Origin of the sequence: Azospirillum soli, from assembly GCF_017876165.1 — a bacterium.
GTDB classification, from domain to species: domain Bacteria; phylum Pseudomonadota; class Alphaproteobacteria; order Azospirillales; family Azospirillaceae; genus Azospirillum; species Azospirillum soli.
In genome coordinates this window covers 1-12,161 of the sequence record NZ_JAGINQ010000050.1, presented here as the reverse complement: position 1 = coordinate 12,161, position 12,161 = coordinate 1, and the positions used below count along the sequence as shown (strand labels likewise).

Genomic DNA, 12,161 nt, shown 5'->3' with positions numbered 1-12,161 from the left:
CGGCGCGCCGACATCTTCTCCGCCTTCCATCACATCGCCGCCAGCCTCATCTGCTGGCGCTTCGTCCAGAAATGGTTTTGTTAGGCGCTCTAAACTCGGACAGAACCAACCACCTGGGCAGTTGGATCAGGCCGCCGACCACCGAACCGGCGATACGGCCCTGCTGGACGGCCCAGGACTTCGCGGCGATCTCCAGGCCGAACTGCACCGACTTTCGGACCAGCAGCGTGCCGGCGAATAAGGGAGCCTGCGCTTGCCAGCTCTCGTCGAGCGTCGTCAGGCTCTTTGGAAGCGGCGCTGCGGCGACTTTACCGTAGGTCGCCGTGCTGGCGGCGACCACGTCCGCCAGCGCCCGTTCGACCTGCTCTTTCTGTGTCGCGATCTTCTGGAAAAGGCCGATGCAGTCGTTGCTCAACTCATAAACACGCAACGCCCGCTGTTCGTTGTCGGGGTAGACAATCGTCTTGAAGATAGCCATCCGATGGGCTCCTCGACTTCTAAAATCGGCCGATGGGCAACCCGCAGAGTGCCGGCAGGCGCTGCGGGTTGCGGGCCGTGGGCTGCGGTTGGATCAGGCCAAGGCCGTGGCTGGTTCGCCTTCGGATTCGAGCTCGAAAAAGGCCATCTCCATAACAGCGGTGATGTCGAGTACTGTCTTCGTGGTATCAGGCTGGCCGTCCTCGTTGGTCCAGGAACCACGGGAAGCATCAAGCTTTTTGAGTTCCGCGACGACCAAGTCGTCGGTGACCTTGTTGATCCGATCTTGGGCCTGCTTTTCGTAGCTCGACGCCAACGCCTTAAGGAGGGCCTCAATGGAGCGCAGGTCATCGACGTTATGGATTTCCGTTATCTTTCCAGCCTGAATGCTGGCGATCATGGCGAAACCGCTCAACGCCGTCTCGATCTCTTGATTGATCATCACCGCCCGCTTCAACACGAAGCGTGGTGTGACCAGGTTCCCAATGGCCTCCCGCAGTTTGGCGCGCCGGACAGCCCCCTCCACAGCATCAATGCCCAACTGCACCAGGAACGCCGCAGCGACGGACGCGACAACCCCGCCGAGGAACTGCCCGAATCGCCACCAGCTTGGCAAGCCAAACATTCGGGCCGCGACCGCGTCAGCGATGAAGCCCCTCGAAAGCATGAAGCGCACCCACAGCACGGTGAGCGCCTTATGGGCAGCAATGCCCGTCAGAATGCCGGCAACAGGAACCGGTAGCTCCCATACCCAGCCTCGGCCAATCTCGACCTTTTGGTTCGGAAAGGGCACTGGTGCATGGGCGCGAATCTTATCAAAAGACGCCTTGAGGTCGGCGAGGCTTTTGTCGATGGCAGCCTTCTGACGATCCGCCTCGGCAAATAGGTTCTCGCAGTCGTTGCTCAACTGCAGGGCGCGCTGAAGGCGGGACTCGTTGTCAGGATAAAGATCGACGACCATGATGAGATTCCTGATTGATTGTGTTCATAAGAATTATTCTCTTCACGAAGTGATTTTTTAAGAAATGCAATCTTTAAGAGTCAATATCCTTGTTTCTGTAATCGTGTTCATGCAGCTGCATGCATTGACCGTATGGATACCCCCTCCACCGTGGTCAGTCGATCCCCCGTTACGCCATTGCATTCATGGCCACCCAAAACCTCATCGGCTGACATCATCGTATCCTTTGTTTGAAATCCATCGTTTCTGTTAGGCGCCCTTGGACTGAGCATTGTAACTTAAGATCTTTTCAGGTATTTTTCCACACGTACGCATGCAAAAGCCAGCCGTACACTCCCCTTCTCCGCCAGAAATTGTAAAGTCTAGCGCACATGATGACTTAGATTTCCAAGCCAGCAGCAAGCCTCATATTTGTACAATCCAGTTATTATAGGATTTATTCTCCCTTCATAAGATTAAACAAAGGGATAAACCAGGATAGAGCATCCGACTGGCTCTCTTCAAGCGCCAAAAACTATTGAGTTCGGACAGAATCGCGTTGCAGATCAACTGAAAGCTAAGATAAGAAAATGCATGCATATGAATGCATAACGCAACATATCTTCAATGCTTATGACGAACATTCGTTTCATCTTGCTTTTCCCAGTAGAGCCACTCATAAGACCTCGCCAAAATTATTGGGGAGGGCACCGTATGATTCGCGGCGGTTTGCTGACGAAACGCTTTCTCGCGGAAGGAATTGTAGGAACCGAAGCCTGGACAGGCCTGTCGGACAGCGAGTTGGATGATGTCCGCAATCGGCTGGAAAGCGTTCTCGCGACCGTCCCCAAATTTCGCAAGCCCACGGAGTCGGAGACCGAAGCGGAGGTGATCCGACCGATCCTGGGCATCCTCGGCTGGTCGGACACACTGCTGCAGCAGAACCTCTCGGCCAAGGGACGCAGCGACGTGCCGGACATGCTGCTGTTTGGTGACCGCGCCAGCCTTGAGATGGCGGCCGGTCTGCACCACCACCACCGCTATCGGCACGGTCTTTGTGTCGTGGAATCGAAGCGCTGGGAACGACCACTTGACCGCGAGGAAAAGGGAAGCCGCGCCGAGCGGGGTGTGCCGTCCAGCCAGATGCTGCGCTACCTGCGGCGGGTGGAAGATCTGGCCGGCGGTGCCCTGCGCTGGGGCATCCTGACAAATGGCCGGTTATGGCGCCTGTACTGGCAGGGGGCCGCCTCCGTATCGGAGAATTTCTTCGAGGTTGATCTCGCCAAAGTGCTGGGCGAGCAGCCAATGGACTTCATCGATCAGTTGCTGTTCGATTCAGACGATGACGGTGCACGCAACCACGCCCTGAAGCTGTTCATCCTGTTCTTCCGGCGAGCCGCGTTTCTGCCGGGAACCGCTGGCCTGAGCTTTCACCAAACGGCCTTGGCGGAGGGAAAGTTCTGGGTCAAGCGGGTCACCGGCAGCCTGTCGGACACGGTCTTCGGCCACGTCTTTCCCACTCTGGCCGACGCCATTGCCAAGGCCGATCCAGAGCGCGACCCACGTCTCGGCGCTGCCTACCTGGACGAGATCAAGAACGGTGTGCTCGTCCTGCTGTACCGGCTGCTGTTCGTGCTCTACGCAGAAGACCGCGACCTGTTGCCGGTGACGGAATCGCCCTACTCCGACTGCGCGCTGAAGCCGTTGCGCGGCGAAATCGCGACCCGGCATACGGGAGGGCAGCGTTACCCGTCCGCCATGGCCACCCTGTGGTCGCGCTTCCGGGGCATCTTCGGCGCGATCGCCACCGGCAACGACGAGTTGGGCATCCCGCCCTACAATGGCGGCCTCTTCGCGGCGGAAAGCGCGCCGATTCTGGAACGCGTGCAGTTGTCCGACGCGGTCATGGCCGAGGTCATCTTCCGCCTGTCGCACGAAGACGGTGCGGCGCCAGACGGCGGGCCAGCCTACATCAACTACCGCGATCTGTCCGTGCAGCACCTGGGGTCGGTTTACGAGCGGCTGCTCGAACACGGCCTGTGGGCGACCGAGGATGGGGCGGTCAAGGTCGCGGTGGACCCGTCGGCGCGCAAGGGCTCCGGCTCCTTCTACACGCCCGATGAGCTGGTGCGTCTGATCATTGACCGTACCGTTGGTCCGCTTGCGGCGGAACGGTTGAAGGCGTTCCACGAGGCGGCTGGCCAACTCGCCGACGATCCGCGCCCGATGCAGCAACGGCTGTCAGCCCTGCGGGCGCTGGACCCGGCCTGCCGTCTGCTCGACCTCAAGGTCTGTGACCCGGCGATGGGGTCGGGGCACTTCCTCGTCAGCCTGGTCGATTGGCTGGCCGACCGTATTCTGGACGCCATGGCGGACGCGGCGGTGCTCGCCGACTGGGCCGGCTATGTCTCGCCACTGGCCGCCGACATCGCCCGGACGCGGACGGGGATTGAAGACAATGCCGGGAAGCACGGCTGGTCTCTGCGCGACGGGCACCTCGACGACCGCCACATCGTGCGCCGGATGATCCTGAAGCGCGTCGTTCACGGCGTGGACAAGAACCGCATGGCGGTCGAGCTGGCAAAAGTGGCGTTGTGGTTGCACAGCTTCACGGTCGGCGCGCCCCTGTCCTTCCTGAACCATCATCTGCGCTGGGGCGACAGCGTGGTCGGCGCCTGGACCCGCCCCAAGCTGGATGAAATGCGCCGGCGCGGTGCGCTTTTCAGCGGTGACGCCATCCGGCGCGTGGAGCACGCCGCTGACGGCATGGCACAGGTCGAGCACTCCAACGACAGCGATCTGGCGGAGGTGAAGCGGTCCGAAGCCGCCTTCGAGGGGGTACAGGCGGACACGGTGCCAGTGGCCGCCTTCTTCTCGCTGCTGACGGCGGAACGGATCATGAGTGTGCTCGACGACGCGCCGAAGAAGGCGCCGCCCTCGGCTGCCGCTCTGCGCAAGGCGAAGAAATCAGCCAAGCAGATCGCCAAGGCCGAAGCCGACGCCATAGCCTTCGAGCGCGCCGCCGCGTGGCGGCTGATGCTGGACGGGACCTTCGGCGATCCGGTGCGCATTGCGCTCGGCGACGAGCGGATTGCACCACCGGATGCAGCGGCGAACTCCGCCCGCGCCGATGTGCGCCGGCGCCGGCTCGCCGACGACCTCGTCGCCGAGGCCCGGACGCTGGCCGAGCGGCACCGCTTTCTGCACTGGGAAATCGCTTTTCCCAACATCTGGACCGGTCTGACCGCCGACACGCCGGACGGCGGGTTCGACGTGGTGATCGGCAATCCGCCCTATGTGCGCCAGGAAATGCTCGGCGAGATCAAGCCGGCGCTGAAGCCGCGCGCCGAAGTGAGCGCTGACCTGCCGATGCTGGCGGCTCGGGACGGCTTTCTGACGTTCGACGGTATGGCGGATCTCTACGTCTATTTTTATGAGCAGGGCTTGCGGTTGCTGCGGCCGGGCGGGCGCATGGGCTACGTCGTCACCAACAAGTGGCTGAGGGCCGGTTACGGTGAAGCCCTGCGCGGCCTGTTCGCCGAGGCCGCCTGGGTGGAGTTCGTCGCCGACTTCGGCCACGCCAAGCATTTCTTCCCCGACGCGGACGTCTTCCCCTCCGTCCTGATCGTCCGCCGCCCGGATGGCACGGCACCGCCCGAGGAAACCGAAGTCTGCGTCATTCCGCGCGAGGATGTCCCGGCCAAGGGGCTGGGAGAAGCGGTGGAGCGGAACGTCTACCCCTTGCGCCGCGCCGGCTTCACCCGCGAGAGCTGGAAATTGGAACAGCCGGCCGTTATGGCCCTTTTCGACAAAATCCGTCGCAATGGCGTGCCGCTGGCGGAGTATGCGGGCGTGAAGCCTTTGAATGGGATCAAGACCGGCCTGAACGAGGCCTTCCTGATCGACACGCCGACCCGAGAGCACCTGATCGGCAATGACCCCGCTTGCACGGGCATCATCAAGCCTTACCTGCGCGGCCAGGACGTGGAGCGCTGGGTGGCGCCGGACAGCGGCCTCCACATGATCCTGCTGAAGTCCAGCGGCGATCATCCCTGGCCCTGGGCAAAGGCCGCCAGCGAAGAGGAGGCGGAAGCCAGGTTCCGCCGGACCTATCCCAGCCTGCACGCCCACATGAAGGGATTTGAGCCCGCCTTGCGAGCCCGCCAGGACTGCGGGCGGTTCTGGTGGGAACTGCGCTCCTGCGCCTACTACGACCTGTTCGAGCGGGGGAAGATCGTCTACGGCGACATCGCCTGGGGACCATCGTTCGCGCTCGATCGGAAAGGGTTCTACTCCAACAACAGCGGTTATTTCATTCCCACCGACAACCCCGCCGTCCTCGCCGCGCTGAACGCGCCGGTCGGTTGGTGGTACGCGTGGCGCAACGCCCAACACGGCAAGGACGAGGCTCTGCGTTACTTCAACAGCTTCCTCGAAGGGTACCCTTTTCCAGCGTCCTTGCGCTCAAAGAGCTGCGCATTCCTGTCCGAAATCGCGACGGAAAAGGGCAAGGTGATCGAGGCGAACGCCCTGATCACCGACTGGCTTCACGTGGAGTTCGGCCTCGCCAAGCCGGGGCGTGCGCTGGTGTCTCCGCATACGCTTGATGCCGAGGGCTTCGTCGCGGCGGTGCGCGCGGCCTTGCCGAAGCGGCGCGGCCTGTCCGCCGCCGAGGTCGCGCGGCTCAAGGTGGAGCACGCCGCAACCCTCGACCCGGCCCGCCTCGCGACGGCGGAGTTGCTGCGGCTGGAGCGGCGGCTTTCGGACGTGGTGAACGCCGCCTACGGCCTGACGCCGGACGATGTCCGGCTGTTGTGGGAAACCGCCCCTCCCCGCATGCCGCTCGACCCGCAGGACGAACTGCGGCGGCTGCGGACGCGGGAGGGGGCGTTGGCGTAGGGGATTACGGGGCGGCGACCGTCTTCAGGCGGCGCGGTGCCGGGAGCGGGCCGAAGGTTTCGGCGGGGTAAGGGACCGGACCGTCGGGAGTGTCCTCGACCCAGGCGAGATAGCGCCACGCGTCGCCAGCGGCTTCAATCACCCGGTTGGTGGTGTGGTCGATGACTGCCCATCCGTCGTCCTGGAAGCTGTACACAACCCGTAGCAGCCGTCCCGTGGCGGCGTCCCACAGCCGCACCATCCCGTCAGCGCCGGCCGTGGCGAGGCGCCCGCCATCCGGCGACCACGCGCAGGCATAGACCGATCCCGCGTGACCGGTCAGGACGCTGAGCGCCTCGCCGCTGGCGGCGTCCCACAGCCGCACCGTCCCGTCAGCGCCGGCCGTGGCGAGGCGCCCGCCGTCCGGCGACCACGCGCAGGCATGGACCGCTCCCACATGGCCGGTCAGGACGCTGAGCGCCTCGCCGCTGGCGGCGTCCCACAGCCGCACCGTCCCGTCATCGCCGGCCGTGGCGAGGCGCCCGCCGTCCGGCGACCACGCGCAGGCGTTGACCGCTCCCGCATGGCCGGTCAGGACGCTGAGCGCCTCGCCGCTGGCGGCGTCCCACAGCCGCACCGTCCCGTCATCGCCGGCCGTGGCGAGGCGCCCGCCGTCCGGCGACCACGCGCAGGCATAGACCCATCCCGCATGGCCGGTCAGGACGCTGAGCGCCTCGCCGCTGGCGGCGTCCCACAGCCGCACCGTCCCGTCACCGCCGGCCGTGGCGAGGCGCCCGCCGTCCGGCGACCACGCGCAGGTACCAACCCAACCGTTATGCCCGCCCAGCACCGCCAAGCGGAGCGGTTCTGGCAGAGGTTGCTCTCCCATCGCCGGCTCACACAGGGCAAACAAGGCCGCCGGCGCCTCGGTCGCCGGTGGCTGCGCGTTCGCCATCCGACAGCGCAGCCATTTGGTGTAGCGCAGCTTCGTATCGGCGAAGTCGGTGTTGTCCAGCGTCATCGAGCGGAACAGAGCGCCGATCAGGCTGGCGCCGGTAAAGCGGCCGGCGGCGGCGCGGCCATCCAGGAACTCCACACGGTCCAACATGGCGCTAGCGAAGTCAGCGCTGTCCAGGGTGACCCGCCGGAACACCGCGCCTTCCAATCGTGCCCCACGGAAGCTGACGCGCGTCAGGTTCAGCGGCGGCGCGTCCGGCTTCCCGGCGATCTCCCAGCCACGCAGGTCGGCGCCGTTCAGGCGGAAGCCGGCGGGGGAAGGTGCCTGATATCCGCTCGCGATGGCGACCAGCGTGTAGTCGAACGCCAGTTCGGCGATCCGCGCGCCGCCCGCGCCGATGCCGGCTCCGTCACGGATGGCGCGCAATGTGGCAAGGGCCGGGGTCGGGTCTTCGCCTCCGCTCATCATCTGGCCCAGGAAGTCGAGCGTTTCGCGGCTGGGACGCGGCAGGTCCCAGTCGGTGGGGCGGTTCTCCATCAGGGAGCGATACAGGTGGCTCGCCAGAAAGAATTCCTGGAGCGAGGTGTGGGCGAAGCGGAAGTCGGCGTCGCCTTCGCGCACCAGAAAGGTGGCGGTGCGCAGATCCTCCTTCAGCAGTTCGCGGTCCTTGCTCTCGTAGTGGGCGGCAATGTCGGGGCGTTCGCGCAGCAGGTCGATCAGCGCCTGCTCGATCTCGCCGATCTTCCAGCTCTTGCGGCCCGAGCGCCAGAGGGCAGCGGCGAAATGCTCCATCAGGAGCTGCTTGTGATCGGGGGTGAGCTGGTGCTTGCCGGTGTCCCGTTCCAGCCAGGACAGCACCATGTGGCGGTAGAGATCCACACCGGTGACCTTCCGCCCCTCCGCCCGCCATTGTTCGATAACGCCAATGTGCTGGGTCAGCAGGCTAAGCGTATAAGGACGTTCGGCCATTTCCGTCAGGTTGTGGACGGAATGGATCAGGTCCAGCACCCGCTGGGGCTCCTGGTCGGGAAGGGTCTGGGCCAGATAGGCGCGGATCTGGTCCTCGGTGAAGGGCAGCAGGATGAAGGTGCGGTAGAGGTCGGCACCGACATTGTCCCGCCCCTCCGCCGTCAGGTGGGTCTGCTGGTCGCGCAGCGTGCGGAAATAGTGGCTGCGGCAGGAGAGCAGCAGGCGGCCCGCCCCCGGTTCCTTCACCAGATTGGGTGGCAGGATGCGGAACAGCTCGCGGGTGAAGCACTGGCCGGCGGCCGGGGAAAGATGGACCAGCACCTCGTCGAGGCCGTCGAAGATGACGACAGCACGTTCTTCTCGCACCCACCGGATGACTTCCGCCGCCGTCAGGCCGGCTTCGGTCTGGCCCCCCCGCCACATGCCCTTCAGCACGCGTTCGATGATGGAGTCCAGCGACAGGTCGCTGCCGGCAACCTCCCCCAGAAGCCGCAGATCGAGGTAGATGGGCAGCGGCGGCTTTTCCGCTTCCGCATTTTCGCGCGCACGGAGCAGGGCATCGGTCAGGGCCATACAGGTGGTCGTCTTGCCGAGTCCCAGATCGCCGAGCAGGGCAAAATAGGGCCGCTCCTTCTCAGCGGTGGCCCAATCGAACAGGAAGGTCAGCGCATCCTGCCGCTCGCCACCCTCCGCCCCAGGGTTCTTCTCCAACTTGTCGAGCGAGCCGCTGTAACCGTCGTTCGACACGCGGCACCCGGTCAGCCGCTCCTCCATCATCCGGCGCATCAGGCTGTCCCGGTCAGGGCCCTTACCCGGCATCGGGGAGGACGGATCGGTGGGGGACAGGCCCACCACCGCCTTCAGCATCTGCTTGTAGAGGGCATGGACGAAGTCGTCGCGCTGGTTGCCCTTGCAGTGGGAGTAGTCGCGCCGTTTGGCGTCGTGAAAGACTTGGACCTCCTCCAGCCCCTTCAAATCCATGGCGCCGGTGAAATCCAACCGCTTGAGCGCCACGGGAATCGCCCGCCGGCCGGGTACTGCCTCGTCAGGGGTGCGCGGCACGTAGCGCGGCAATTCTTCCCTGGTGATGAAGGCGCTGCCGAGGAAGGCCGGGCTGGCGAGCAGCAACCCCACCGGGCAGCGGTCCACCGCCTTGCGGATTTCGTCCCGCCACCGCTGCCCCGGCTCCAAACGGCGGTCGTCCCACCTCTCGAACACGCAATGGGGGGCCAGGGCGAGAAGTTTGTCCAGCCGGTTCAGCAAATCGAAGGCCAACGTCTTGTCATCATGAGCATAGGAGACGAAGTAGCGGATCACCGGCTTGCCGTCGCGCACCTCCATGCCGTCCTGGGGGCCGCGCCGGACATCGCGCACCTCGCCCTTTTCCAAATTCGTCAAGGCCTCGACCGCGCTGTCATCGCCGCTGAACCAGCAGACGCGGTGTTCCGGCGGGGTGCGCGTAGCGCCGTCAGTCTCCAGCACAAACGCCACACCCAACGAAGTCGCAGCCTCTTGAATGCGGGCGCGCAACTGCCGGAACGCGGTCAGCGCCCCGTCGCGTGGCTGATCCGGGTAGAGCGCTTGGAGCACCGCCGCGAGCGACAGCGTTCCGTCCGCTTGCACCATGTCCAGCACGCGATCCAACCGCCCCCGGTCGGTCGCCCCAAGTTCGTCACGCATGCGAGCTGCGGTCCGACGCACAGCGATGGGTGACAGACGGGTTTGGGGCATCGCGGCCTCGCACTACGGATTCTACGATATGAACACGATATCGCAGCGATGCCCGTTCATCAACTCACATTCGAGACAGCCCCACAGCTGCTCGCGCCTTTTGTGCCGCGCGCCCCAACATGCTCTTCAGATTCTCCACGAACTCGTCGAGCCAGATGGCGCCATCCATTTCCTTGTTCTTGAAAGCCATCACATGCTGAAATCCGGCCCCGACCCTGCCGGCCCATGTGCGGCCAAGATCAAGTTTTTCGGCGGACTCGGTGTTGTCGCGATCGTCCCCTTCGCCTCGACCATCACGACCGCACCGGACTTCAGCAGCAGGATAAAGTCCGGGCAATGATTGATCGCCCCGTTGATGCGGAAGCCATGTCCACGCTCCCCACTCCCGCGCCAGAAGACGAGATTGGGCAAGTTGCTGACGAGGCGGATCAGATCGCCTTCCAAACCGTTGATCCGGTTCTCCTCCTCATAAAGCCTGTTGGCGTAGGGATTGGCGGTTTCCGCCGGGAAGATCGACGGCGGAAGGCGGAACGACGGCTGCAGGACAATCCTGTTCCTGCGCAGTCCCCGCTGGAACCCCTCCTTCGCGAATCCAGTCATCAGCGCACGGATTTTCTCCCTGATGCGCTCTGCGAAGGCATGCGGCCGGGAAGTGCAGTCATCCATCTCCTCCAGCTGCATGGTTTCGAGGACTCGCTGCACGTGCCCACGGATGTCGGAATCGGTCACGGGAGGAAGCGAGCCGATCAACCGGAACAGGGGTCCGGTCATCTCACGAATGCGGCTCTCCGGCGGCAATCCACGAAGCAGTTCGGCGAGTGCCTTTTTCTGCTGGGCGTTCAGCGCGCGGATGCGTGGACGACTGTCACCCTTCACCTTTTCGACATCGACCTCGACAAAATTCTGGTCGAGCGCTGCGAAGTCGATATGAATGTCGCATTCAGCGAGGCTGAAACCCTTCATTAGGCTCTCCCGTTCCAACAGCACCTTGCTGCCCAGATCGGCCAACAGGCCATTTTCGCTGATCTTCAGCTAGTGCCGGCTCAGCGGTGATGTGAAGGCCGCCGTCCTGTTGGAAGCGAAAGCACCGACGGGAGGGCGGCCATGAGAAAGCATCGTGTGACGCTGACGGCGGAGGAGCGCGAGCACCTGCGTCAGTTGCTGGCCCGCGGCAAAGCCGACGTGCGTAAGTAAGCTCAAGCACGCGCAGATCCTGGTGAAGGCGGACGAAGCCGCGGGCGGGGCGGCGTGGAGCGATGCCCGCATCGTCGAGGCACTGGAGGTCGGGCTGGCCCTTCAAGCGACTCATCGGCGCGACCCGCCAGCCGTTGCCGGTTAAGCCGGGCGCGGTGGAACGGGGACTGTCAGGAATTCCGTGTACGGGCCATAACCGAGGGACCGAAGGAGGCCCCGTATGGCACGACGCAAAGCCCCCAGCATCCCGGACCAGCTGCTCGATCAACTGCTCGCCGGGGCCGACCCGAAGAGCGCCTTCGCCAAGGACGGCCTGCTCGATGAGTTGAAGAAGGCGCTCGCCGAGCGGGCGCTGAACGCTGAGATCGACCACCACCTGGACGGCGGCGAACCGGACGGCCGGGCGAACAGCCGGAACGGCTATGGCCGCAAGACGGTGCTCACCGACACCGGCAAGATTGCCCTCGAGGTGCCTCGCGACCGGCTCGGCACCTTCGATCCGCAGTTGATCGCCAAGTACCAGCGCCGCTTCCCCGGCTTCGAGGAGAAGATCGTCTCGATGTACGCCCGCGGCATGAGCGTGCGCGAGATCCAGGGGCATCTGCGCGAGCTGTACGGCATCGAGGTGTCGCCTGACCTAGTCAGCGCCGTCACCGATGCCGTGCTCGACGAAGTCGCCGAATGGCAGGAGCGCCCGCTCGAGCCCGTGTACCCACTGGTCTTCTTCGATGCTCTGCGCGTCAAGGTGCGTGACGAGGGCACGGTGCGCAACAAGGCCGTCCACGTCGCGCTCGGCGTCCGACCGGACGGCACCAAGGAGATCCTCGGGCTGTGGATCGAGCAGACCGAGGGCGCCAAGTTCTGGCTGCGCGTCATGAGCGAGCTGAAGAACCGCGGGGTCGAGGACGTGCTGATCGCCATCGTCGATGGGCTGAAGGGCTTCCCCGAGGCGATCACTGCCGTCTTCCCGCAGGCCCAGGTGCAGACCTGCATCGTTCACCTGATCCGGAACTC

The 12,161-nt window shown here is 64.4% G+C and carries 8 protein-coding genes and 1 pseudogene; 4 read left to right on the top strand and 5 right to left on the bottom strand.

What is annotated here, in order from left to right:
- Positions 1–84: pseudogene (locus J2852_RS31045) on the top strand (IS5/IS1182 family transposase); the annotation flags it as partial.
- Here the strand turns inward: J2852_RS31045 and J2852_RS31040 are convergent.
- Together J2852_RS31040 and J2852_RS31035 are read right to left on the bottom strand one after the other, a co-directional pair.
- On the bottom strand, positions 47–478 hold the full coding sequence (locus J2852_RS31040) for a hypothetical protein (RefSeq protein WP_209883120.1): 432 nt from the start codon (positions 476–478) through the stop codon (positions 47–49). The pseudogene J2852_RS31045 and the gene J2852_RS31040 sit on opposite strands and share 38 nt — an antisense overlap.
- A 93-nt stretch (positions 479–571) precedes the next feature.
- The gene (locus tag J2852_RS31035; RefSeq protein WP_209883118.1) at positions 572–1,438 is read right to left on the bottom strand and encodes a hypothetical protein; all 867 of its coding nucleotides are present in this window, start codon (positions 1,436–1,438) and stop codon (positions 572–574) included.
- Between the two features lie 867 nt (positions 1,439–2,305).
- Here J2852_RS31035 and J2852_RS32295 point away from each other — a divergent pair.
- A complete protein-coding gene (locus tag J2852_RS32295) occupies positions 2,306–6,316 on the top strand; it encodes an Eco57I restriction-modification methylase domain-containing protein (protein ID WP_209883116.1) in 4,011 nt (1,336 codons plus the stop codon).
- A gap of 4 nt (positions 6,317–6,320) precedes the next feature.
- On the opposite strand, the gene J2852_RS31025 is transcribed toward J2852_RS32295, so the two are convergent.
- The 3 genes from J2852_RS31025 to J2852_RS31020 all read right to left on the bottom strand — a co-directional run bounded on the left by J2852_RS31025 (position 6,321) and on the right by J2852_RS31020 (position 10,961).
- On the bottom strand, positions 6,321–9,953 hold the full coding sequence (locus tag J2852_RS31025) for a pentapeptide repeat-containing protein (RefSeq protein ID WP_425514414.1): 3,633 nt from the start codon (positions 9,951–9,953) through the stop codon (positions 6,321–6,323).
- 64 nt (positions 9,954–10,017) lie between these two features.
- Positions 10,018–10,143, bottom strand: coding sequence for a hypothetical protein (locus J2852_RS32195; RefSeq protein ID WP_281418503.1), 126 nt, complete (start codon positions 10,141–10,143; stop codon positions 10,018–10,020).
- On the bottom strand, positions 10,143–10,961 hold the full coding sequence (locus tag J2852_RS31020; protein WP_209883112.1) for a hypothetical protein: 819 nt from the start codon (positions 10,959–10,961) through the stop codon (positions 10,143–10,145). Before J2852_RS31020 ends, J2852_RS32195 begins: the two co-directional genes overlap by 1 nt.
- Positions 10,962–11,169: 208 nt before the next feature.
- On the opposite strand from J2852_RS31020, the gene J2852_RS32190 reads away from it, so the two are divergent.
- Complete coding sequence (locus tag J2852_RS32190) at positions 11,170–11,292, top strand: hypothetical protein (RefSeq protein WP_281418502.1); 123 nt, start codon at positions 11,170–11,172, stop codon at positions 11,290–11,292.
- Positions 11,293–11,367: 75 nt separating this feature from the next.
- Positions 11,368–12,161: IS256 family transposase (locus tag J2852_RS31015; RefSeq protein ID WP_209883110.1), on the top strand; the 794-nt coding region annotated here is incomplete at its 3' end.

Excerpts from the sequence above, each read along its gene's own strand:
- J2852_RS31040 (WP_209883120.1), bottom strand. The coding sequence starts at position 478 with ATGGCTATCTTCAAGACGATTGTCTACCCCGACAACGAACAGCGGGCG.
- J2852_RS31035 (WP_209883118.1), bottom strand. The coding sequence starts at position 1,438 with ATGGTCGTCGATCTTTATCCTGACAACGAGTCCCGCCTTCAGCGCGCC.
- J2852_RS31025 (WP_425514414.1), bottom strand. The coding sequence starts at position 9,953 with ATGCCCCAAACCCGTCTGTCACCCATCGCTGTGCGTCGGACCGCAGCT.
- J2852_RS32195 (WP_281418503.1), bottom strand. The coding sequence starts at position 10,143 with ATGGCTTTCAAGAACAAGGAAATGGATGGCGCCATCTGGCTCGACGAG.